This window comes from Herbidospora sakaeratensis, from assembly GCF_001570525.1.
GTDB classification, from domain to species: Bacteria; Actinomycetota; Actinomycetes; order Streptosporangiales; family Streptosporangiaceae; genus Herbidospora; species Herbidospora sakaeratensis.
In genome coordinates this window covers 553971-575621 of the sequence record NZ_BBXC01000011.1, presented here as the reverse complement: position 1 = coordinate 575621, position 21651 = coordinate 553971, and the positions used below count along the sequence as shown (strand labels likewise).

Here is a 21651-nt window from a genome sequence, read left to right as displayed (position 1 = left end):
TCCCTGTATTAACGAGGATTAACCGAGCCGTGCGCGACGATCTTCTCCGGGCCGTAATGGCCGCTGCCAGCACTTTTTCCGAGGCCGGTCGGGACCTTTACCTCGACTTCCATCCCGACATCCGGCGCTGGTCGCCGATCACCGATCTCGTGGGCAAGGTGCGCCTCGGGGTTTCGTACACCCTTCCCGACGGCCGCGAACTGGTCTGTGAGGTGCGGCTCCGCCCCGACGGCCCCGACTGGGCCGTCGACGGGACGGTCGACCTCGACGGCGAGGAGTTACTTCTGTTACCCGAAGGTCCGGCGGACCTGCTCGGCCACTACACCGAGCAGGTGCTCGAACCGGCGCGCCGGCATCTCGACGAGGCCCTCAGAGGGCTCGCAAACCCTGGATGACCTCGCGCAGGATCCGCTCCTCCGGCAGCTGGGCCACGGTGGCCTGCGGCCGGGCGGTGATGACGTTCCGGTCGCGCAGACCGCTCAGCAGGATCCTGACCACGTTCAGCGACAGGCCCACGTCGGAGGCGAGGTCGGCGACCGACGCGGGCGACTGGCAGATCCGGACGATCCGGAGCTCCTCGGGGGTGAGCCCCCCGAGCAGTGCGCCCGGCACCGCCCGGATGATCGTCATCAGCTCGAACTCCGGCCCGGTGGGCCGGGTCCTCCCTCTGGTGAGGGTGAACGGGCGCAGCAGAGGCGGTTCTTCGGTCACGCTTCGTCTTCCTCCGCTCGGCGCCAACCGGCCTGGAAGGAAGAGTACAAGTCGGGCTTGCCCTGTTCCTCCCGCAGTTGCGGCGCCATGTTCGCCTGCCTGACCCGCCGGGGCAGGTTCGTCTCGGCCGCGGCCTTGGCCCCCTGGCCGTGCCGGCCCGACACCGGCGCCAGCAGCGGCGCCTCGGACGGCTGCGCCGGCACCAGGCGCTCGGTCGCCGCGATCTCCTCGGGGTTGGGCATGACCACGAGCTCGGTCGGGATCAGCACGATGGCCGTGGTGCCGCCGTACGGCGAGGGCCGCAGGTTGACGGTGATGTCGTGCCGCTTGGCCAGCCGTCCGACGACGAACAGGCCGAGGCGGTCGCTGTCGGCGAGGTCGAACTCCGGCGGGTCGGCCAGCCGCTCGTTGATGGCGGCCATCTCCTCGGCGTTCAGCCCGAGCCCCCGGTCCTCGATCTCCAGGACGAACCCGCGCGCCGCCAGGTCGCCGTGGACGGTGACCCGGGTGTGCGGCGGGGAGAAGATCGTCGCGTTCTCGACGAGCTCGGCGATCAGGTGGATGGCGTCGGTGACGGCCGGGCCGACCAGCTTGGCGTGCAGCGGCACGTTCACGTCGACCCGCAGGTAGTCCTCGACCTCCTCGACCGAGGCGCGGACGACGTCGAACAGCGCGACCGGCTCCCGCCAGCCGCGGCCCGGGACCGCGCCCGACAGGATGATCAGGCCCTCGGCGTGGCGGCGCATGCGGGTGGTCAGGTGGTCGAGGCCGAACAGCTGCTCCAGCAGGTTCGGGTCGTCGGTCTGCCGCTCCAGGCCGTCGAGGATGCCCAGCTGCCGGTGCAACAACGATTGGTTTCTGCGGGCCAGGTTGAGGAACACCTTGTTGACGCCCTGCCGCAGCTGCGCCTGGCCGACCGCCGCTTGGACGGCGGTCGACTGCACCGACGTGAAGGCGTTGGTGACCGTCGCGACCTCGGCGGTGTTGCCGGGCACCTCGACCGGCGGGGTCTCGGCCCTGACGTCGACGTCGTCGCCCCGGCTGAGCCGGCGCACGATGTCGGGCAGCCGCCGGTCCGACAGGTCGACGGCCGCGTTCTGCAGCGCGCCCAGCTCGGCGGAGATCCGGCGGCCGAACCTCACCGACACCAGAAGCGTGACGACGAGGGCGATCAGGCCGACGACGGCGAGCACGCCGAGCCGGATGAGCACGTTCATGACGGCCGGCTGCATGCGGTTGCCGATCTCGACGCTGGCCTGGCCGCCCAGCTTGTCGAGGGTGATCGAGAGCGCCTCGGCGGTGGCCTGCCAGCGGCCCGCCTCGGGCGGCAGCGGCCCGTCGGGCCGGACCTTGTCGCGGACCGAGCCTTCGAGCTTCACGAAGTCGAGGTAGGCCGGGGACCCGTTGAGCTTCACGTAGGGGTCGCGCATCGAGCCCTCGAGGCCGGAGAAGCCGAGGCTGTAGAGGACGGAGCGCTTGGCGGCCATGTCGACGAAGACGGCCTGCTCGCGGTCGCTCATCCGGCCGGTGCCCAGGGTGCCGGCCAGCAGGGCCGACTGCTGGCTGACGATCTCGCGGGCCCGGCCGACCATGACGACGGCCTTCGTCTGGTCGATCAGGTCGAGGTCGGGGGCGATCATCATGCGGTCGTACACCTGCCAGCCGACCTCGGCGATCTCGCTGTACTGCGTGAGGGCGTCGAGGCGGCCGATCTCCCGGTTCTCCACCTGGCTGCGCAGCCCGTCGAGCCGGTCGAGCTGCCGGAGCAGTTCCTGTACGCGGTCCCAGAGCGCCGGCGGCGCCGACTCGCGCCCGGCGACGGCGTGCCCGGCCAGGCCGGCCGCGATCTCGTCGGTGCGCTTCTGCTGGGCGTCGAGGTCGGCGTGGAAGTCGGAGTTGCCACCAAGGTAGGTGACCGACATCAGGCGCTCGTGTTGTAACTCGGTCAGCACGGCGCGTGACGGGAGGACGATGTGCTCATAGACCCTTCCGACCCGGAGGTATTCCCGCCCGGAAGTGAGGGTAATAGCCGCGGTCAACGCCCAGATGACCGCGAGTGCGGTCACGGGCGCGAGCAAGACCGCGAAGATCTTGAACCGGATGGAGCGTTTGCGGCCAGCCATGGGACCTCAGCAGAGGGCGAACACATGCGTTAATAGTGGCGAAACAATAGCAACGCGTGAGCTGTGGAACTAGGTGGCGTTCGCAACGAAATGGGGGCTATTCGGGTTTGACACCGATTCGCCGCTTTTCTCTATCGCGACGCCGGTCGGACGATGACGCTCCGTCGCCTCGGGATCCGTTCGTCACCTGCATAGATAACTAATCTATCGAGCCCTGGGGTGACGGTGGTCACACTCCGCTGTGTAGCCCACCGGTTGCACATGTGAGGTACGACACCACCCGAAAGCAACGTTTCGGTCAACGTAGTGGACGCATGTGGTCAGCGGTGACCCCCGGATGGCCGTCTGGCGGCCGGCCGGTGAATCTGTGGGCCGCATGGGCGGCGTGGAGGCGGGGCGGCGTCCCGCCGGTTCAGTTGTCCAGCATGATCACGGTCAAGGTCGCGTCGCCCTTGGTGCCGTCCGTGGCGGCGTCCGAGAGGGCCGATCCGAGGCCGTCGTAGGACGTCGCGTCGATCTTGCGGAGGACCGACGGCTTCGACCAGATGAGTACGTGCTCACCGGGTGACAACCACGACAGGTCCGTCAGGTGGTCGTACAGGGAATCGAGGCAGTGACCGAAACCTTCCGGAAAATCGAGCGCGTGGGCGATGGCTTCGAAGGCGGCGGCGGAGGTGACCATTTCGGCGCCGTCGACGAGGTGGGGGACGGCTCCCCGCTCCTTGACCTCGGCGATGGCGGTGGCGACCCCGACCGTCCGGGGAGCTCGTACAAACCGACTCAACATGGTTGCGGTCTTCCCCGAGAGAGGCGCTTCCCACATGTCCGGGAATGTTCCGGATAAAAACAACTCTTCTTATTGGCTTATGCGCCGCTTTTACGGCGCATTGTCAGGAGCTCCTGTCAGATCTTTACCGGGGGTCATAAACGGCAGTCGATGCCGAATCGCTTGCGATCGAGTGTCTGGTTGTCAGACAATCTGACGCATGCGCATCTCAGAGGCAGCCCCCCGGCGCGAGCAGCGGCTCGCGCTCCTCGTCGTGCTCGCCGCCGTCCTGTGGGGCACCGCCGGCACCGCCGGGACCTTCGCCGCCGCCGGGGCGGTCGCGCTGGCCGCCGCCCGGCTCGTCATCGGCGGCTCGGCGCTGGCCGGGTTCGTCCTGCTGCGGCCCGGCGCCAGGGTGCGACCCAGTCCGGCGCTGCTGCTCGGCGGCCTGTGCGTGGCCCTCTACCAGCTCTGTTTCTTCGTCGCGGTGAACCTCACCGGCGTCGCGATCGGCACCGTCATCCTCATCGGCAGCGGCCCCGTCTTCACCGGCCTGCTGTCATGGGCGCTCGACCGGCGTCCCCCCAGCCGCCAGTGGATGTGGGGGACCGCCGCCGCGATCGTCGGCTGCGCCGTGCTGCTGCTCCCCGGCGGCGGCACCGTCGACCCGCTCGGCGTCGGCCTGGCGCTGGTCGGCGGCTTCATCTACGCCTCGTACGCCGTCATCGCCGCCCGCGCCATCGTCGCCGGCAACCCGAGCGACGACGTGATGGCCGTCATGTTCGGCGTCTCGGCCGTGATCATGCTCCCGGTCCTGCTGGCCGGCGACCTCTCCTGGCTCACCGACCCCGCGAGCCTGGCCACGGTCTGCTACCTGGGCCTGGCCACCACGGCCGTGTCCTATGTCCTGTACGGCCGGGGCCTGCGCGGCACCCCCGTCGCCACCGCCAGCACCCTGGCCCTCGCCGAACCGGCCGTCGCGGCCCTGCTCGGCGTCGCGGTCCTGGGCGAGACCCTCAGTCCGGCATCGTGGCTCGGCCTGGCCATGCTCGCGGTCAGCCTGATCGTGGTGGCCCGGCCGGAAAAAGTAGGCTCTCCGGCGTGAAGCTGCGCCCCGTCTCCACCGTGGAAGCCCTCGCGGACGCCCTGCGCACCCGCATCCTGTCGGGTGACGTCTCCCCGGGCACCCAGTTCCCCGAACAGGAGATCTCGGCGACCTACGGCGTGGCCCGCCCGACGGTCAGGGAGGCCATCGCGGCGCTCGTCCACGAGGGCATCCTGCGACGGGAGCGCAACAAGTCGGCGTACGTGCCCGACTTCACCCGAGACGACCTCGACGACCTGCTCTACGTCCGCCGCCCGCTTGAGGACCTCGTCGGCGCCGCCGTGGCCGGGCGGCGGATCGAGGAGGCCCGGCGGGCCCTCGACACCATGGCCGCGCTGCCCGACGACGCCCCCTGGGCCGGCATCGTCGCCCAGCACATGGCCCTCCACGAGGCCCTCGCCCGAGCCGCCGGGAGCCCCCGGCTGCTGCGCCTCTACCTGTCGTTGTCGGCCGAGACCCGCCTCGGGGTGGTGCGCCTGCGGGAGGCGTACCCAGATCGAGACGAAATGGTGACGGAGCACCGCGAACTGCTCGAACGACTGGAAGCGGGAACCTCGCAGGACGCGGCGAAAGCCGCCCGCGAGCACCTGGTCTGGCGCATCTGACGCGCGGTCTTGCCGGACCACTCAAAGCCCGACACAATCGCGCCCATGCACGTGCCGGATACCTACGTGTACGTCACCGAAGAGGGCGTGACCCGCCACTACGCCGACGGTTCCGTCGAGGCGCTGGCGTGGGAGGACGTCATAGAGGTCAGGGTCGGCGGCGTCACCGAGTCCGACGTGCTCATCGTCCTGGAAGACCGCGCGGGCGACAACTGCGTGGTGCCGCGGTCGGCCACCGACGCGACGTTCCTGGCCCGCCTCCGCTACCTCCCCGACTTCGACCTCGACCGCCTCTCCTGGGCCGTCGAGAACGCCGACGACGGCTTCGTCGTGGTCTGGCGCAGCCCCGATCCACCCCATCCGCTCCCAGATTTGGAATACGACTAGCCAAGATCAGCCCTGAATCCGACATAGAGTGACAAAGAGCGTCTGTTGTCACCTGGGTTTGGATTCAGAGCATGAACGCCGATCTGCGCAGTCTCATCGCGCGCGTCTGGGAACCGGCCGGCGACGCCGTCCGCGTGACCACGGGGGAGATCCCACCCGGCTACCGCGAGGCCGAACGCTACTCCTTCACCGGCGACCGGCTCCGGCCACGCGGCGTCTTCGCCCTCCACCCGGTGGTCGTCAGCCTCCGCGCCGACGCCGACCCGAACCAGACCCTGCTCGTCTCCTGGCTCACCGCCCTCCTGGGCCGCGGCCCCCTGCGGGCGTCGTTCTCCCTGCGCCCCGAGCGCCCCTACGTGTGGCTGCACACCCGGGGCCGCGCCATCGCCCGCGCGACGGTCGGCTGGAACACCGCGACCAGCGTCCTGGCCGTCAACGAGGCCGTGACCCTGTCGGCCCTCGACGGCCACCGGCTGGCCCCCCGCCTGCTGGCCGAGTCGGAGTGGCAGGGCCGCCCGGTGACCGTCACCTCGTGGACCGGCCGCCCCCACCGCCAGGGCGACCCGGCCCCGTCGCCCCAGATCATCAGGGACATCGCCTTCAGCGGCCCCCGCAGCCGGGTCATCCTGTGCGAGTCGGCGTACTGGAAACGCCTGCGCGCCGAGATCGCCGCCCTCCGCGAGGCCCCCCGCCTGTCGGCCGTCGCCGACCGCCTGGCCGAGCGCCTCGAACGCTGCTACGGCGACGTGGCCCTGACCTTCGGCCGCTGGCACGGCGACCTGGTCCCCGGCAACGTCCTGTGGTCGGCCGGCCGCCCCCGCCTCGACGGCTGGGGCCTCAGCGCCCCCGACGTGCCCCTCGGCTTCGACATCCTCCACTGGCACTTCCACGCCGCCCTGACCACCCGGGGCGCGTCCCTGCACGAGGCGTCGTCGGCGGCCGGCGACGCGGCGGTGCGACTGCTGGGCGAACTGGGGGTCCCGAGGGAGGCCCGCCCCCTGGTGGCCTGGCTGTTCCTGCTGGAGACGGCCCTGCGCGCCTACCGCGAACGCCTCGACGGATCGGCCTGGAACCCGTCGATCTACCCGGCCATCGTCCACGTCCTGTCGGAGGGCGGCGTCTACGCCGCTCCCTGAGACGGGGAATTCCGCCCTGTTCAACGCCGATTCCTGCTATAGATCTCGTAAACAGAGGTCTAGGGGTCGTCTGTGTACGTCGCTTGGGGAGACGAGTCAGGGTCGGATGCTCGGCGTGATCCCGGCACGTACCTGATGGCCGTGGCCATCGGCGAGCCGGGAGCGGTCCCGCACGTCCGCGAGCAGATGCGCGGGCTTCTGCTGCGGGGCCAGCGCAAGGTCCACTGGCGGGACGAGTCTCACGATCGCCGACCTGCCCGTCGAGGGCTTCGTCGTCGTCCGGGTGGAGGGGCAGGCCGATCGGCCGGAGCGTCGCCGGCGCAAGTGCCTTGAGGTGGTGCTCCGGGAACTGAGCGCCCTGGCATGCGGTGACCTGGTGCTGGAATCGAGGGGCCCGGCTGACGACCGTCGCGACCGCGAGATGCTCGACCACCTGCGGCGCCGGCGGGCTCTCGCGGCTCCACTGCGCCTCTTCCACGAACCCGGTCCGAGTGATCCGATGTTGTGGATCCCGGATGTCCTGTGCGGGGCGGTCGGCCACTCCCGGACGGGAGCGGCGGAGTATCTCGAAAGGCTCGCCTCTCGGGTGACCGTGCACACGATCCGGGCGGATCATCCGGGCGAGAAATGACGCAAGCCCCGGGCCCTGTCGTCCGGCAGGATCTCCCGAGGCTCACTTCCGGGCCTCACCGCAGTGGACCCGTCACTGAAAGTCAGGCTAGCCGCGGGTATCGCCCGAGGTCAATTCGTCCCGGGGTACCGGCTCGGGGTAGCGGCTTTCGCACGTCGGGCAGGCCCACTTCTCGTCGCGGATCACGCAGCCGCCCAGGACGAGGCGGTTCTCCTCAAGCGCCCGCTTCAGTTCGTCGGTGAAGTGCGGGTAGCCGTACGCGATCGGGACCAGGCTGGTGCCGCACCCCGGGCACTGCGGTGGCGAGATCATGTACGGGTAGACGCCCCCGAAGGCCCCGGAGTTCGCTTCCGTATGATCACAAAGAGTGACATAGGGGGTAGAGGTGGCCGGAAAGCTGGTTCTCGTCCCGGGGGCCCGGGGTCTGGGGCGCAAGATCCTGGAGCGGCTGCACCGCATGGACGTGCCCGTTCGCGCCATGGTCCGCCGTGACGACCAGCGGGCCGAGGAGCTGCGGGCCCTCGGCATCGAGGTCGTCGTCGGCGATCTGACCAAGCCGGAGACCGTCGCGGCGGCGCTCGACGGGGTCTCGCGCATGTACTTCGGGATGGCCGTCTCGCCCGACCATCTCCTGGCGGCGGCCGTCGTGGCGTCGGTGGCCCGGGACCTGCGGGTGCTCGACGGGCTGGTCGACCTGTCGCAGATGACGGTGTCGCAGATGACGTCCACCAGCACCGCCGAGTCGGACCAGCAGCGCCTCCACTACCTGGCCGAGAAGGTGTTCGACTGGTCGGGGCTGCCGGTGATCCACGTCAGGCCGACCGTCTTCCTGGACAATCCGCTGTTCACCACGCTGGCCGCGCGGTCGATCAGGGAGAACGGCACCATCGCGCTGCCGTTCGGCTCCGGGCGCACCTCGCCCATCGCCACCGACGACGTCGCCCGCGTGGTCGCGGTGATCCTGCGCGACCCCTCGCCGCACATCGGCGAGGTCTACCAGCTGACCGGCCCGAACACCCTCGACATGCACGGCGTGGCCGAGGAGTTCGCCAAGGCGCTCGACCGGTCGGTCACCTACCGGGACGTCCCGCTGCACCAGTGGGTCACCGACGTGCTGCCGAAGACGGGGCTGCCGGCGCACACCCAGCAGCACATCGCGACGATGGCCCGGCTGCACCGCGAGAACCGCTACGACCGCGCCACCGACGACGTCTTCCGCGTCACCCGGCAGACGGCGCAGACGGTCGAGCAGTTCGTGGCGGCGCACCGGGGCGTCTACGTCAGTTGACCTGTTTGGTGTTCGACGTGCCGCCGTGGTCGTCGAAGTACTGCTCCAGTTTGTCGTCCCTGATGGCGGCGTACATGATCTTGGCGGCCTTCTCGTCGAGGCGGACGACGCTCGCGCCCTTGACGGTGTCCGTGCCGGCCAGCGGCAGGGTCGAGGCCACCAGGCTGCCGCCGCGGATGTCGCGCAGTTCGATCGCCAGGTCGCGCAGGGTGCCGATGGAGACGCCCGAGTCGACGCTGATCGATGTGGTCAGGGCGCCGAGGAAGTCGTTGAGGGCGAACGGGTCGGTGAGCACGCCGCCGTTGATCAGTTTGTCGGCGACCGCGCGCAGGAACGCCTGCTGGCGTTTGATGCGGTCGAAGTCGCCGCCCGGCAGTCCGTAGCGCTGGCGGACGAACAGCAGCGCCTTCTCGCCCTCCAGGTGCACCGTCCCCTGCGGCCAGGTGATCTTGTTGGCCGAGTCGTACGTCTCCCGTGACACCTCGACCTCCACCCCGCCGATGGCCTTGCTCATGGCGACGAAACCGCTGAAGTCGAGGGCGGCGAAATGGTCGACGCGCACTCCGGTCAGCTTTTCCACGGTCGAGATGAGCAGTTTGGGACCGCCGTATGCGTACGCGGAGTTGATCTTGTCAGTGCCGTGTCCGGGGATCGGCACATAGGAGTCGCGCGGGATGCCGACGAAGAACACGCGGGCCCGGTCGGCGGGCAGGTGCACCAGCATGATCGAGTCGGCGCGGTTGAAGCCCCTCTCGCCCGGACGCGCGTCGGAGCCGATGAGCAGCCAGTTCTGCGCCTCGCCCACGGGCTTGGCGGGGCGTTCGGGCTCGGCCGGGAAGACGTCGTCGATGCGGGTGATGTTGCGGTCGTAGGTGTACTGCCGCTCCATCGCGATGGTGAAGAGAGCCGCCAGCGGAAGTGACAACACCAGTAAGGAGACAATCAAAATGTTACGACGGCGTTTAGAACGCTTTTTCGGTACTGGCTCGTCTGTGGTTTGGGTCACGTCAGGACGTCCCGGGTGGAGAGCTGCGAGGATGCCGAGTTAATCCAGGTAGAAGCGGGTGCGCACGCAGCTGTCCATAGCCGCGCCTGAAGTATAAATGGCCTTATGTGGACATTCAGATGAACTTTCCCTCTAAGTTGCGGCGATCTTACGATCGTTCCACCGTTCAGAGACTTCAAGGTCAACAAGATCAGTCAGTGATCTAGGTAAACCAACGGTACAGGTGGGGCGTCCGTCAGGTAACAAGTGTGGGGGAAAGGCGCATCTGCGACATGGGTGTTGCTCTTGAAGAGGTGGTTCGTTCCGGGATCGGAGATCCCGGCTGGTCACGGCGCTACATCCGCGCCGCCGTCGCCATGGACACCCTCAGCGGTGCCGCGGCGATCCAGGGCGTCCTGCTGGCGCGCTTCGCGCTGGGCATCGCCCATCCCGTCGAGGTGCCGCTCGGGCTGGCGATCGCCGCCGGCTGGCCGCTCACGGTGGGACTCGTCGGGGGGTACGACCGGCGCCACATCGGCGACGGCGCCGACGAATATCGCAAGATCATTCACTCCGCGGCCATCCTGGCGTCGGTCGTCGCGATCAGCGCCTACGTCACCCAGACGTCGATCGCCCGGTCCTACGTGATGGCCGGCATCCCCATCTGCGCGCTGCTCACGCTCGGCGTCCACTACGCCCTGCGCAAGCGGCTGCACCGCCGCCGTCGCAACGGCGAGTGCCTGCGGAGGGTCGTCGTCGTCGGCCACTGGACCTCGGTGCTCGACCTGCACGCGCAGTTCTCCCGCGAACGCCACCACGGCATGCGGATCGTGGCCGCGTGCGTGCCGCCCGACCAGGCCGGGCAGCTGCCCTCGCAGGTCGACGGGTTCCCGGTGCTGGGCGACTTCAAGAACGTCCCGGAAGTGGTCGTGGCGTCGCAGGCCGACAGCGTGGCCGTGCTCGCCTGCCCCGAACTCGACGGCCACGCGCTGCGGCGGCTGGCCTGGCAGCTGGAGGAACGCGGCACCGAGCTGCTCGTCGCCACCGCGCTGATGGAGGTGGCCGGGCCGCGCATCAACATCCGGCCGGTCGCCGGGCTCGCGCTGCTCCACGTCGAACACCCCGACATCAGGGGCATGCGGCAGGCCGTGAAGAGCGTGTTCGACCGGGTCGTGGCCAGCATGGTGTTGCTGATGCTGCTGCCGTTCATGCTGGTCATCGCGACGGCGGTCAGGGTCAGCAGCCCCGGTCCCGCGTTATTCCGGCAGGCGCGCGTCGGCAAGGACGGCGAGGTCTTCACCGTCTACAAGTTCCGCACCATGACGGTCGACGCCGAACGCCGCAAGATCACGTTGCGAAACTTCGGCGACGACGGCAACGGGGTGCTCTTCAAGCTGCGGAACGATCCAAGGATCACCCCGCTCGGAACGTGGCTCCGGCGTTACTCCCTCGACGAGCTCACCCAGCTCATCAACGTCATCAAAGGGGAGATGTCGCTCGTGGGGCCGCGCCCGCCGCTGCCCGAGGAGGTCGCCCAGTACGGCGACGACGTCCGGCGGCGGCTGCTGGTGAAGCCCGGCATGACGGGCCTCTGGCAGGTCAGCGGCCGGTCCGACCTGACGTGGGAGGAGTCCGTGCGGCTCGACCTGCGGTATGTCGAGAACTGGTCGCTCACCCTTGACGTGCTCATTCTCTGGAAGACGTGGTCGGCCGTGTTCGGCGGGCGGGGAGCATACTGACACCATGAAGGCCCTGGTTCTGGCGGGAGGCTCGGGCACCCGCCTGCGGCCCATCACCCACACGTCGGCCAAGCAGCTCGTACCGGTGGCCAACAAGCCGGTGCTCTTCTACGGCCTGGAGGCCATCGCCGACGCGGGGGTCCGCGACGTCGGCATCGTCGTGGGCGACACCCAGGCCGAGATCGAGGCGGCGGTCGGCGACGGCTCGCGGCTCGGCCTCAACGTCACCTATCTGCGGCAGGAGGCGCCGCTCGGGCTGGCGCACGCGGTGAAGATCGCGCGCGACTTCCTCGGCGACGACGACTTCGTCATGTACCTGGGCGACAACTTCATCGTCGGCGGCATCCGCTCGCTGGTCGCCCGGTTCGAACACGACCGTCCCGCCGCGCAGATCATGCTCACCCAGGTCCCCGACCCGACCCAGTTCGGCGTCGCCGAACTCGACGGGAACGGCCGCGTGGTCGCTCTGGAGGAGAAGCCGAAGGCGCCCAAGAGCGACCTCGCGCTGGTCGGCGTCTACCTGTTCACGGCCGCCGTGCACGAGGCGGTGGCCGAGCTCAAGCCGTCGGCACGCGGCGAACTGGAGATCACCGACGCGATCCAGTGGCTCATCGACGACGGCCGCCGCGTCGAGTCGACGGTCATCTCCGGCTACTGGAAGGACACCGGCAACGTCGCCGACATGCTGGAGGTCAACCGGCTGGTGCTCGAATCGCTGCAGCCGCAGGTGCGCGGACAGGTCGACGCCGCCTCCGAGCTCATCGGGCGGGTGGTCGTCGACGAGGGCGCGGTCGTGACCGGGTCGCGCATCGTCGGCCCGGTCGTCATCGGGCCGGGCGCCCGCGTCCGCGACTCCTACGTCGGGCCGTTCACCTCGGTGGCGGCCGGCTGCGTCATCGCCGACAGCGAGATCGAATACTCGATCCTGCTGGCCCGTTCGTCCATCACCGGGGTGCGCCGGGTCGAGGCGTCGCTGATCGGCCACGACGTCGAGGTCACCCCGGCCCCCAACACGCCCCGGGCCCACCGGCTGGTGCTCGGCGACCACAGTAAGGTGCAGATCTCCGCATGACACGTGTCCTGGTCACCGGCGGCGCCGGGTTCATCGGCTCCCATTTCGTGCGCACCCTGCCCGACGCGAAGATCACCGTCCTCGACAAGCTGACCTACGCCGGCAACCGCGCCAACCTCGAAGGGGTCGACCACGACTTCGTCCACGGCGACATCTGCGACCCCGGCCTGCTGGCCGAGGTGGTGCCGGGCCACGACCTGGTGGTGAACTTCGCCGCCGAGAGCCACGTCGACCGGTCGATCGACGGCGCGGCCGACTTCGTGCGCACCAACGTGCTCGGCGCGCAGACGCTCATGCAGGCGTGCCTCGACGCCGGGGTGCCCAGGGTCGTGCAGGTCTCCACCGACGAGGTCTACGGCACCATCGAGACCGGCTCGTGGGACGAGAACGCGGCGGTGAACCCGCGCTCGCCCTACTCGGCGGCCAAGGCCGGCGGCGACATGATCGCGCGGGCCTACGCGGTCACCCACGGCCTCAACGTCTCGATCACCCGCTGCGGCAACAACTACGGCCCCTACCAGTACCCCGAGAAGGTGGTCCCGCTGTTCGTGACCAACCTGCTCGAAGGGCGGAGAGTGCCGCTCTACGGCGACGGCGGCAACGTGCGCGACTGGGTGCACGTCGACGACCACTGCCGGGGCATCCGCCTGGTGGCCGAGCTGGGGGAGCCCGGCGAGGTCTACCACATCGCCGGCACGGCCGAGATGTCCAACCGCGAGCTCACCGGCCGCCTGCTCGACGCGTGCGGCGCGACCTGGGACAGCGTCGACTTCGTCGACGACCGCAAGGGCCACGACCGCCGCTACAGCCTCGACGACACCCGGTTGAGGGCGCTCGGGTACGCCCCCCGCTGGACCTTCGAGCAGGGGCTCGCCGACACGGTCGCCTGGTACCGCGACAACCCGACCTGGTGGAAGCCGCTGCGAGGCTGGGCATGACGCGCTGGCTGGTCACCGGCGGCGGGGGCATGCTCGCCACCGATCTGGTCCGCGTCCTCGACGGCGCCGACGTCCGCGCGCCGTCCCGGGCCGAGCTCGACATCACCGACCGGGCCGCCGTCGCCGAGGCCGTGAAATGGGCCGACGTGGTGGTGAACTGCGCCGCGTGGACGGCGGTCGACGACGCCGAGACCGACGAGGAGGCCGCCCTCAGGGTCAACGCGCCCGTCGCCCTGGCCGAGGCGGCGGGCCGCAGGCTCGTCCACCTCTCCACCGACTACGTCTTCTCCGGCGAGGGCGCCGAGCCCTGGCCGGAAGACGCCCCGACCGGCCCGATCAACGCCTACGGCCGCACCAAGCTGGCCGGTGAACGGGCGGTCCTGGCGCACCACGGCACGATCGTCAGAACCGCCTGGTTGTACGGCGCCCACGGCCCCAGCTTCGTGCGCACGATGGCCCGCCTCGAACGGTCGCACGAGGTCGTGAGGGTCGTCGCCGACCAGCACGGCCAGCCCACCTGGACCCTCGACCTGGCCCGCCGGATCGTCGACCTGGTCGGCTCGGGTGCCCAGGGGGTCTTCCACGGCACCAACTCCGGCGCCACCACCTGGCACGGCCTGGCCCAGGAGGTCTTCCGCCTGCTGGGCGCCGACCCCGAGCGGGTGCGGCCGGTCACCTCGGAGGCCTACCCCCGGCCGGCGGCCCGTCCGAAGAACAGCGTGCTGGCCCACGGCGGGTGGGCGGCGGCGGGCCTCAAGCCGATGCGCGACTGGCGAGAGGCCCTGCACGACGCCTGGCCCGAGCTCTAGAGGGCCTTCTCCGCCGGAGAGACGATCACGTCCCGGGAGCCGTAGCGCGGCAGCGGCTCCTCGGACGCCAGTTCGGCGTCGGTGATGACGTGCAGCGCGTCGTGGCCGATGGCGCGGATCTCGTAGTTCTCCGCGCGCAGGTCGCGCAGCACCTGACGGAGCGCGGGAACGTTCCGGAGCACCTCGACGACGATCGTGGGCCGGGTGGCCAGCAGCTGCGGCCAGACCGCGCGCAGCACGCCGGCCTCGTAGCCCTCGATGTCGAGCTTGATGAGGTCGACGCCCTCGATCAGGTCGGACATCCGCACCGTCTGCACGGTGATCGTGCGGGAGGCCGGGCGGTTGCTGATGCCCTCGCCGCCCTCCGACAGGTACGCCCCCGTCGGCGCGACGTAGCTCTCCTGGTCGGGCAGCGACAACTCCAGCGTGGCGGGCGCGTCGTCGGGCACCACGGCGGCCTGGACCACCTTCACGTTGGCGAGCCCGTTGAGGTCGGCGTTGCGCGACACGATCGCCGCCGCCTCGGGGTTGGCCTCCACCGCGACGTACGGGGTCGCTCCGGCCGCGTCGGCGCCTTGGACGGTGTAGTAGCCGATGTTGGCGCCCAGTTCGAGGATGCCGGTGGCCTTGGCGCACAGGTCGCGCCAGCAGGCCGTCTCCATGCCCTCGTAGCCGCGCTCGCCGTACCAGAACAGGATGCGCACCAGCCGCGACTCGACGGCGGCCAGCCGGATGCGGGGGTTGTCCGGCAGGGCGAAGTCGTCGACGAAGCCCAGCGGGCGGTGCCGCAGCACCTTCACCACCTGGCCGAGCAGGGTGCGTGACACCCCGGAGGAGGAGTGGTATCCCGAGCGGGTCTTCATCGTCACCGCGGGCGGCACCACGACGAGCGCGCGGGAGAGCAGTTCCCGGGCCCGCATCCGGGCGCGCAGGACAGGCGAGAGCTTTTCGACCATGGACTTCTCTCGAATAGGGGCAAAATGGTTCGACCCACAATAAGGGTGACCATGGTCACTTTTGGGGACCCAATTCGATCAGAAGAATCGGACCCGCCCCTCCCTCCAGGGCGGGTCCGCCCCGCCGTCAGCGCGCCCGCAGGCGCAGGTCGAAACTGATGTCGCTGGAGTCGGGCCGGTCCTGGTGGATCTCGACGGTGATCGTGTTCTGGCCCTGCTGGAGCTGGCCGGGCGACAGCGGCACGTCGATCCACTGCGACTCGGCCGCGCCCGAGACGGTCGACAACGCCCGGCTGGCGGAGGTGATCGTGCCGGTCGGCAGGTTGTCGCGCCAGATCTCGGTCCCGTTCAAGTAGACGACCGCGCCGTCGTCCCGGATCACGCTCATGGTGACCTGGCCGAACGTGGCGGCGACGCCGAAGGTCGTGCGGAAGTAGTAGGTGATGCGGCCTGGTGCGACCTGCTGCCGCTCGTCGCCGTCGCCGAAGCCCAGCTGGGCCAGGCCCTGCGGCCAGCCGGAGTCGTCGAACCCGGCCGCCCGCCAGGCCGTGCCCTGGTCGCTGCCGTTGTCGAGGTAGCGCCACGACGCGCCCGCCGGCACCAGCGTCACGTCGCCCGACGGCGGGATCAGCGGGAACTCGGTGTAGTTGGGCCGGGAGACCCCGTTGAGCTGGCTGTAGCCGCCGCCCGCGCGCAGCGCGTCGGGCCCGGCGTGCAACGCGAACACCTGCCCGTTGGCCGTGGGCGCGAAGTCGGTGTCGACCGCGCCGGTCCCGGCGTCGACGGCCACGAAGTCACACCGCTGGAAGCCGGCGAAGTCGGGGCAGAAGTGGCCGGCGGCGTACACGTACGAGCCGCGCACCGCGACCGACTCGACATCTCCGTCGGCGGTGCGTTCCCAGCGGCGCGAGCCGTTGCTCAGGCGGTAGGCGGCCAGCCGTCCGCCGACTCCGGCGATGGCGGCGTAGACGCTGTCGGCGTCGGCGGCCAGGTCGAGCACCCAGCACTGGTTGCTCGGCAGGTCGCAACTGGCGGGCGGGGTCCAGCCGGTGACCGCGCCGTTGAGGTCGACCGAGCCGAGGAACAACCGTGTCGCGCCGCCGAGGGTGCGGAACTGCCCGCCCACGATCACGCTGCCGCCGTCGGGGGCGGCCGCCATGGCCATGATCGTGTTGTTGGCGCCCGGGTTCCAGGCGCGCAGCGCACCGCTGTTCAGGTCGACGGCCGCCAGCCGGGTCCGGTTCTGCCCGGCGACCTGCGTGAACGCCCCACCGGCGTAAAGCGTGTCGCCGATCACGGCCAGCCCGCGCACCGTGCTGTTGGCGGCCGGCGTCCAGCCGCCGACGACGCTCCCGCTGCCCAGGTCGATCGCCGCCAGGCGGGTGCGGGTCTGCCCGGCCACCGTGGTGAAGTCGCCGCCGAGGAACACCCGGCCGTTCGCGACCGCGAGGACCTGCACCGCGCCGTTCACCGCGGGCGACCACGAGCGGATCAGGTCGCCGGAGGCCGCGTCGAGCAGCGCCACGCGCTGGCGGCCGACGGTCTCGCCGGTCGCGGAGTGCCGCAGGCTGGTGAACTCGCCCGCGATCACCACCCGGTCGCCCGTGTGGGCGATGGCCAGGACCCGGCCGTTCGGCAGCCAGTTGGCGCGGGGCTGGGCCGAGTAGTCGGCCGCCCACGCCGGGGCCGCCAGCAACCCGGTCAGCAGGAACGAGATTGACAACACGGCCAGGATCGTGCGTTTGCGCATGGCCGGAGTATGAACCCGATTACCGCCTCAGTCGACGGATGGCCGCGCCGAGCCCGATCAGCACCACGAGCCCGGCCGCGCCCCCGAGCATGAACTGCGGCAACCGCGACGGCTGCTGCGTCTTCCCGCTCTGCTGGATGGCGTTGGGATCGGGCTGCGGACCGGGTTTGCGTACCGGGCCGGTCACCAGGTCCTTGGGCAGCGCCCACGCGAACACCGCGCTCTTCTCACCCTCGCTGCCGACGAACAGCGTCTTGCCGTCGGCGCTGAGCGCCATCGACTCGCCCTGCGGCTGCTTCGGCGCGTCGATCGTCTGCACCACGTGGCCGGTCACGTCGGTGAAGACGCGGATCTTGTTGAGGCCGCGCAGGTACATGCGGCCGTCGTAGCCGATCAGGCCGTCGGAGATGACGTGGGGCACCGCCACCAGCCTCTCGAGCCGGTTGGCCACGCCCGGCACCAGCGACGCCGGCGCGCCGTAGACGGCCCCGCCGGTCGGGGTCTTGCTGACGAAGTAGAGGTTCCCGTTGGCCGGGTTGACCAGGACGGCCTCGGAGTCCTGCGGGCCGTCGGGGTAGACGATCGGATAACGCTCGGCGGTCACCGTCGTGTCGGCCAGCACCTTCGGCTCGGGGAAGACGAACAGGGTCACCCCCGCCTGGCGGGTCTTGTCGTTGTCGCCCGTGTCGGCCAGATAGACGAGGGCGTTGCCGCGCTGGTCGACGAAGCCGCCCATGGCCTCGGTGTCGACGGCCGCCGCGCCCTCGATGGTGACCGTCGCCAGGGTCGAGCCGTCGGGGCCGATGGCGTAGAGGGTGGCCGGTCCGGCGCCGTCGTTGTGGGTCCAGACGACGCCGGGGTGCAGCGGGGAGGCGTAGAGGCCGCTCGACTCGGTGATCTTCGGGTTGTCGATGACCCGGTCCTGCTTCCAGGCGGCCTTCACCGGCGCCGGAGGGGCCGGCTCCGCGTACGCGGGCGCCGCCGCCGTCAGGGCGAACGCCAGAACGGCGCTACTCAGCAGCGTGCGTCTCATGGGGGATCTCATTCCGTGACGGGACGGGGGCCTGGCGGCGGCGAAGGTGCCACCATAGGAGGAATCCCGAGGCCAGGCCGCCGAATCCGATGCAGTAGGGGGCCAGGTGGGCCAGATCGGGGGCGACCGCGAGCACGACCAGCATGGCCGCCAGGCCGATGCCGGTCTCGGCCGCCCTGACCACGAACACCAGGCGGGACATCGTGTAGGCGGCCGCCATCATCGACAGCGGCAGCGTCGCCGAGAAGCTGACCGTGTAGGCCACCCACCCGCCCACGGTCACCGCGTCGAGGGTGAACGCGCCGCCGGTGATGAGCGGGCCGACGTGCCCGAGGACCGCGATGGCGGCGACCCCGCAGGCCAGCGTGCCCGCGATGAGCACCAGCGAGGCGGCCAGCGCGTTGCGCGGCCGGATCGGCGCCCCGGCGTCGCGCCGCCGCACGAACGTGGGCAGCAGGTAGGAGCCCGCGCCCTGGACGACCGTCAGCGCCGGCGACATCAGCAACCGTCCGGCCTCGACGGCGGCCAGCACCGTGCGCGACGCGAACGTGTCGATCGCCACCCGCATGACCAGCAGCGCGACCGGCCGCAACGACGCCTGCGCCGACCGCCACGCGGCGAAGGAGGTGACCTCGCCGAGCCCGGCCAGGCTCGGGCGCGGCAGCCGGTACTCCGCCGACGGCAGCAGCGCCAGCGTCAGCCCGAGCGACACGAGCTGGCCCGCGCACATCGCGCCCAGGATCCACGTCAGCGTGAACGGCGTGCCGGTCAGCCAGAGCCCGGCCAGGATCGCCAGCGTCACCCCGACGTAGACGACGTCGTTGAGCACCAGGCGGCCGAACTCCAGCCGCGCGTTGAGCAGCCGCCGCGCGCTCTCCTGCGGCAACCACAACACCGTGAGCAGCGCGAACGCCGCGACACCCGGCGCGTCGGCCAGGTGCAGCACCAGCGCGAACCCGACGCCCACGACGGTCCCGGCCGCCGTCAGGCCGAGGATCGAGGCGCACAACGCGGCCCGCACGCGCGGATTGAAACGGTCCAACACGGTGAGCGAGTCGCCCACCCACGAGGAGAAGACGGTGGTGACCGCGACGAGCACGGCCATCATGATCGCGTAGGCGCCGAACGCCTCGGGCCCGAGGAACCGCACCGCGATGAGCTGTAAGACGACGCTCCCGCCCGCGGTGACGGCCTGGGAGGTGACCGACCCGCCCGCGCGCGCGACGAGCCTGCGGAGAGAACCGGCCATCAGGAGGTGGCGCCCGTGTCGATGGTCACCACGGGCTCGGCGTCGTCACCGGACGCTTCGTCGTCGGCGGGCTTCGCTGAAGGCGCCCTGGTGGGAGGCGTCTTGGCGGGCGGCGGTTCGGGCCAGCTGCGGATCGGCGGCGGCGGTGCGGGCCTTTCGGCCGCGGGTTTCCCGGCCGGGGGACGCTCGATCGCGGGCGTCGCGGGCGCGGGCTCCGGTGGTTTCGCGGGCAGGCTGATGCGTTCGAAGGCGGCCGTCGGGCGGTCGTCGTATTCGGCCTTGACCGGGGCCGTGCCGTTGATCTCGGGCCGGGGCAGCAGCGGGCGGCGCGGCTGGGCGGGCTTGTGGCGCTGGCCGGTCGGGGTGGTGACCTCGCGGATCGTGCCGATCGGGTTGGTGGCGCGCAGGAACGCGATCACGATGGCCAGCAGCGTGCCGACCGCGAGGCCGATCGCGATGTTGGTCGGCACCTTGCTCGGGGTGATCTTCAGCGGGTTGGCCTGGTCGACGAACCGCACGCCGCCGCCGAACTGGGCGAGGTCGATCGTCGCCTCCGACTCCTTGAGCTGGAGCTGCACCAGCGCCTCGGTCAGCGACGACTCGGTGGCGCTGCCGTCGGGGGCGCGCTTCAGGTCGTCCTGTACGCGGGTGCGCGTGGACCGCACGCTCTTGAGCAGCTTCTCCTGCTCACGCTGCGCGTCGGCCTCGGTGAGGATCTGGTAGGCCGCCACGACCGAGTTGGCCATCTGCGCGGCCAGCTTGTCGGTCTTGGCCGTCGAGGTGACCACGACGATGCCGCCGGCCGTGCCGGGTGAGGCGGTGACGCTCTGCCGCAGGGTCTCGAGGTCGACGACGACCTTCTGCTCGTTCTCGAGCAGCTGCCGGGCCCGGTCGAGCACGCCCGCCGACTGGGCGAACGCGGCCCGCTGGGCGGTGTAGGCGATGTAGCTGCTGTCGGAGGACACGCCCATGCGCAGGTAGGTGGTGCTGCGCGGGTCGACGACCGCGAACCGGGCGGTCGCCTCGACGTTGCCGAAGACGAAGAAGGTCGCCGCCCCCGCGGCCACCGCGGCGACGAGGATCAGTACGATCGACGACCACCGATAGCGCCACACGGCCTCAAGAAGACCGACCTCGGGGGTCTCGTCACGTTGGTCTGTGGCCACGAATGCCTGTTCTCCCCGCTTGTGCATTCCTCTTCATGTAAAGAAGTAGTCGGTTCACAGTTTAGACATCAGCCCCCGGCCCGAGAATCGCCCGCTCCATCGCCGTCGTGTAACGCAATAGTCCGAATCGCGACGTCGCGTCGTCGAAACCCCTGTTCGCGAGGGCTTTGGCGGCGGTCCAGTCGTTAAGCAGAGTTTCGACGGCGTCGGCCAGCGCGACCGGGTCGCCCGGGGCCACGAGCAGGCCGTTCTTCCCGTCTTCGACGATCTCCGCCAGCCCCTGCACCTCGCTGGCGACCACCGGGCGACGCGCCAGCATGCCCTCGACGGCGACCAGCCCGAAGGGCTCGACCCGCGACGGCACCAGCACGACGTCGGCCGTGGCCAGAAGCGGCCACACCGGGTCGGTGAACCCCGCGAAGACCACCTCGGGCCCGAGCTCCGCGGCCTTGGCGCGGAGCTCGGCCTCGTACCACTCGTAGCCGGGGAAGATGGTGCCGGCCAGCGTCAGCCTGATGGTGTGACCTCGGTCTACCAGGAGCTTCGCCGCCTCGACGGCGACGTCGTTGCCCTTGCGCGGCGACAGGCGGCCGACCAGCACGAGGTGTCCCTCGTGTTCCGGGCGGGGGTCTGTCGGCGGGGGACCGGCGACGCCGTTGTGGATGACGGTCGTTTTCCCGTCAGGGCCGCCGTCGGCCACGATTCGGTCGCGCACGCTCCGGCTGATCGCGATGATCGTGTGCGCCAGCCGCAGCGGCAGCGCCAGGGCCCGTCTGACCGGCCCGGGAACCCCTTCTTCCGCCTCGTGGACGTGGCACACGACCTTCGGCACCCGTGCGAGCCGCCCGGCCAGCAACCACCAGGGGATGGTGACCGTGTTGACGTACAACACAGAAGGACGGTCGCGCCGCAGGTAGGACACCATGCGGGGGAGTGTCGTGGCCAGCGCCCAGGCCAGCTTCACCAGGCCGACGGGCTTCAGGTAGGCCTTGCGGAGCACGGGCACGGGCAGGATCTCGACTTCGGCCCCGGCCGCGCGAATCAAATCGGACAAAGGGCCGTCTGTGGGCAGGGTAACCGTGATGTCGGCCTTTTCGGCCAGGGCGCGGACCGATTCGACGAGCATGCGGTCGGAGCCGTAGAGATCGGGCGACGGGTGGGCCATCACCACTCGAACCATCGTTGCCGCATCCAAATGTTTG

Annotated in this window: 21 protein-coding genes; 10 read left to right on the top strand and 11 right to left on the bottom strand. The window is 70.4% G+C overall.

Translation table 11 applies throughout. The features are described from left to right. The first annotated feature begins 29 nt into the window (after nt 1-29). Entirely contained in the window at nt 30-395 is a 366-nt protein-coding gene (locus AW271_RS18770) for a hypothetical protein (RefSeq protein ID WP_157554357.1), read from the top strand. Here AW271_RS18770 and AW271_RS18765 read toward each other — a convergent pair. From AW271_RS18765 to AW271_RS18755, 3 genes are all read right to left on the bottom strand, one after another. Beyond that, nucleotides 370-711, bottom strand: coding sequence for a DUF742 domain-containing protein (locus AW271_RS18765; RefSeq protein ID WP_062338491.1), 342 nt, complete (start codon nt 709-711; stop codon nt 370-372). The genes AW271_RS18770 and AW271_RS18765 overlap by 26 nt on opposite strands. Next, a complete protein-coding gene (locus AW271_RS18760; RefSeq protein WP_169806361.1) occupies nt 708-2663 on the bottom strand; it encodes a sensor histidine kinase in 1956 nt (651 codons plus the stop codon). The genes AW271_RS18765 and AW271_RS18760 overlap by 4 nt, the downstream gene beginning before the upstream one ends. Before the next feature lie 583 nt (nt 2664-3246). After that, nucleotides 3247-3621, bottom strand: coding sequence for a barstar family protein (locus tag AW271_RS18755; protein WP_083976814.1), 375 nt, complete (start codon nt 3619-3621; stop codon nt 3247-3249). Between the two features lie 199 nt (nt 3622-3820). Between AW271_RS18755 and AW271_RS18750 the strand changes: the two genes are divergently transcribed. From AW271_RS18750 to AW271_RS18735, 4 genes are all read left to right on the top strand, one after another. Beyond that, on the top strand, nt 3821-4705 hold the full coding sequence (locus tag AW271_RS18750) for an EamA family transporter (protein WP_062338488.1): 885 nt from the start codon (nt 3821-3823) through the stop codon (nt 4703-4705). Next, nucleotides 4702-5310 (top strand): GntR family transcriptional regulator, encoded by a 609-nt coding sequence (locus AW271_RS18745; RefSeq protein WP_062338486.1) that lies wholly within the window; start codon nt 4702-4704, stop codon nt 5308-5310. Before AW271_RS18750 ends, AW271_RS18745 begins: the two co-directional genes overlap by 4 nt. Nucleotides 5311-5355: 45 nt before the next feature. After that, on the top strand, nt 5356-5697 hold the full coding sequence (locus AW271_RS18740) for a hypothetical protein (protein ID WP_062338484.1): 342 nt from the start codon (nt 5356-5358) through the stop codon (nt 5695-5697). Nucleotides 5698-5768: 71 nt separating this feature from the next. Beyond that, nucleotides 5769-6833: a protein kinase family protein gene (locus tag AW271_RS18735; RefSeq protein WP_062338482.1), complete on the top strand. Its 1065-nt coding sequence runs from the start codon at nt 5769-5771 to the stop codon at nt 6831-6833. A 718-nt stretch (nt 6834-7551) separates the two neighbouring features. Here AW271_RS18735 and AW271_RS18725 read toward each other — a convergent pair. Then, nucleotides 7552-7776, bottom strand: a complete 225-nt coding sequence (locus AW271_RS18725; protein ID WP_062338478.1) for a hypothetical protein — start codon at nt 7774-7776, stop codon at nt 7552-7554. Nucleotides 7777-7849: 73 nt separating this feature from the next. Here AW271_RS18725 and AW271_RS18720 point away from each other — a divergent pair, with 73 nt between their 5' ends. Then, entirely contained in the window at nt 7850-8752 is a 903-nt protein-coding gene (locus tag AW271_RS18720) for an NmrA family NAD(P)-binding protein (RefSeq protein WP_062338476.1), read from the top strand. Here the strand turns inward: AW271_RS18720 and AW271_RS18715 are convergent. Next, entirely contained in the window at nt 8745-9680 is a 936-nt protein-coding gene (locus AW271_RS18715; RefSeq protein ID WP_062338474.1) for an LCP family protein, read from the bottom strand. The two genes, AW271_RS18720 and AW271_RS18715, sit on opposite strands and share 8 nt — an antisense overlap. A gap of 350 nt (nt 9681-10030) precedes the next feature. Between AW271_RS18715 and AW271_RS18710 the strand changes: the two genes are divergently transcribed. From AW271_RS18710 to rfbD, 4 genes are read left to right on the top strand one after another with little or no spacing between them, the layout of a single operon-like run. Next, the gene (locus AW271_RS18710) at nt 10031-11476 is read left to right on the top strand and encodes a sugar transferase (RefSeq protein WP_062338472.1); all 1446 of its coding nucleotides are present in this window, start codon (nt 10031-10033) and stop codon (nt 11474-11476) included. Between the two features lie 4 nt (nt 11477-11480). Further along, the gene (locus AW271_RS18705; RefSeq protein WP_062338470.1) at nt 11481-12548 is read left to right on the top strand and encodes a glucose-1-phosphate thymidylyltransferase; all 1068 of its coding nucleotides are present in this window, start codon (nt 11481-11483) and stop codon (nt 12546-12548) included. Further along, nucleotides 12545-13486, top strand: a complete 942-nt coding sequence (gene rfbB / locus AW271_RS18700; protein WP_062338468.1) for a dTDP-glucose 4,6-dehydratase — start codon at nt 12545-12547, stop codon at nt 13484-13486. The genes AW271_RS18705 and rfbB overlap by 4 nt, the downstream gene beginning before the upstream one ends. Then, nucleotides 13483-14295, top strand: coding sequence for a dTDP-4-dehydrorhamnose reductase (rfbD, locus tag AW271_RS18695; RefSeq protein WP_062338466.1), 813 nt, complete (start codon nt 13483-13485; stop codon nt 14293-14295). The genes rfbB and rfbD overlap by 4 nt, the downstream gene beginning before the upstream one ends. On the opposite strand, the gene AW271_RS18690 is transcribed toward rfbD, so the two are convergent. The 6 genes from AW271_RS18690 to AW271_RS18665 all read right to left on the bottom strand — a co-directional run bounded on the left by AW271_RS18690 (nt 14292) and on the right by AW271_RS18665 (nt 21629). Continuing rightward, the gene (locus AW271_RS18690; protein WP_062338464.1) at nt 14292-15251 is read right to left on the bottom strand and encodes an FkbM family methyltransferase; all 960 of its coding nucleotides are present in this window, start codon (nt 15249-15251) and stop codon (nt 14292-14294) included. The genes rfbD and AW271_RS18690 overlap by 4 nt on opposite strands. A 127-nt stretch (nt 15252-15378) precedes the next feature. Further along, a complete protein-coding gene (locus AW271_RS18685; RefSeq protein ID WP_062338462.1) occupies nt 15379-17001 on the bottom strand; it encodes an outer membrane protein assembly factor BamB family protein in 1623 nt (540 codons plus the stop codon). Nucleotides 17002-17020: 19 nt separating this feature from the next. Then, on the bottom strand, nt 17021-18034 hold the full coding sequence (locus AW271_RS18680) for a YncE family protein (protein WP_062338459.1): 1014 nt from the start codon (nt 18032-18034) through the stop codon (nt 17021-17023). Continuing rightward, nucleotides 18012-19283 carry an MATE family efflux transporter gene (locus AW271_RS18675; protein WP_062338457.1) on the bottom strand — a complete coding sequence of 424 codons (1272 nt, stop codon included), beginning with the start codon at nt 19281-19283 and terminating at the stop codon, nt 18012-18014. The genes AW271_RS18680 and AW271_RS18675 overlap by 23 nt, the downstream gene beginning before the upstream one ends. Then, nucleotides 19283-20449 (bottom strand): GumC domain-containing protein, encoded by a 1167-nt coding sequence (locus AW271_RS18670; protein WP_157554353.1) that lies wholly within the window; start codon nt 20447-20449, stop codon nt 19283-19285. The genes AW271_RS18675 and AW271_RS18670 overlap by 1 nt, the downstream gene beginning before the upstream one ends. A 61-nt stretch (nt 20450-20510) precedes the next feature. Beyond that, on the bottom strand, nt 20511-21629 hold the full coding sequence (locus AW271_RS18665) for a glycosyltransferase family 4 protein (RefSeq protein ID WP_062338452.1): 1119 nt from the start codon (nt 21627-21629) through the stop codon (nt 20511-20513). Between the last annotated feature and the right edge of the window lie 22 nt (nt 21630-21651).

What these genes read in the sequence shown, in the direction of transcription:
- AW271_RS18740 (WP_062338484.1), top strand. Translation starts at nt 5,356, where the DNA reads ATGCACGTGCCGGATACCTACGTGTACGTCACCGAAGAGGGCGTGACC.
- rfbB (WP_062338468.1), top strand. Translation starts at nt 12,545, where the DNA reads ATGACACGTGTCCTGGTCACCGGCGGCGCCGGGTTCATCGGCTCCCAT.
- AW271_RS18705 (WP_062338470.1), top strand. Translation starts at nt 11,481, where the DNA reads ATGAAGGCCCTGGTTCTGGCGGGAGGCTCGGGCACCCGCCTGCGGCCC.
- AW271_RS18725 (WP_062338478.1), bottom strand. Translation starts at nt 7,776, where the DNA reads ATGATCTCGCCACCGCAGTGCCCGGGGTGCGGCACCAGCCTGGTCCCG.
- AW271_RS18710 (WP_062338472.1), top strand. Translation starts at nt 10,031, where the DNA reads ATGGGTGTTGCTCTTGAAGAGGTGGTTCGTTCCGGGATCGGAGATCCC.
- rfbD (WP_062338466.1), top strand. Translation starts at nt 13,483, where the DNA reads ATGACGCGCTGGCTGGTCACCGGCGGCGGGGGCATGCTCGCCACCGAT.
- AW271_RS18665 (WP_062338452.1), bottom strand. Translation starts at nt 21,629, where the DNA reads ATGGTTCGAGTGGTGATGGCCCACCCGTCGCCCGATCTCTACGGCTCC.
- AW271_RS18750 (WP_062338488.1), top strand. Translation starts at nt 3,821, where the DNA reads ATGCGCATCTCAGAGGCAGCCCCCCGGCGCGAGCAGCGGCTCGCGCTC.
- AW271_RS18680 (WP_062338459.1), bottom strand. Translation starts at nt 18,034, where the DNA reads ATGAGACGCACGCTGCTGAGTAGCGCCGTTCTGGCGTTCGCCCTGACG.
- AW271_RS18685 (WP_062338462.1), bottom strand. Translation starts at nt 17,001, where the DNA reads ATGCGCAAACGCACGATCCTGGCCGTGTTGTCAATCTCGTTCCTGCTG.
- AW271_RS18690 (WP_062338464.1), bottom strand. Translation starts at nt 15,251, where the DNA reads ATGGTCGAAAAGCTCTCGCCTGTCCTGCGCGCCCGGATGCGGGCCCGG.
- AW271_RS18735 (WP_062338482.1), top strand. Translation starts at nt 5,769, where the DNA reads ATGAACGCCGATCTGCGCAGTCTCATCGCGCGCGTCTGGGAACCGGCC.
- AW271_RS18675 (WP_062338457.1), bottom strand. Translation starts at nt 19,283, where the DNA reads ATGGCCGGTTCTCTCCGCAGGCTCGTCGCGCGCGCGGGCGGGTCGGTC.
- AW271_RS18755 (WP_083976814.1), bottom strand. Translation starts at nt 3,621, where the DNA reads ATGTTGAGTCGGTTTGTACGAGCTCCCCGGACGGTCGGGGTCGCCACC.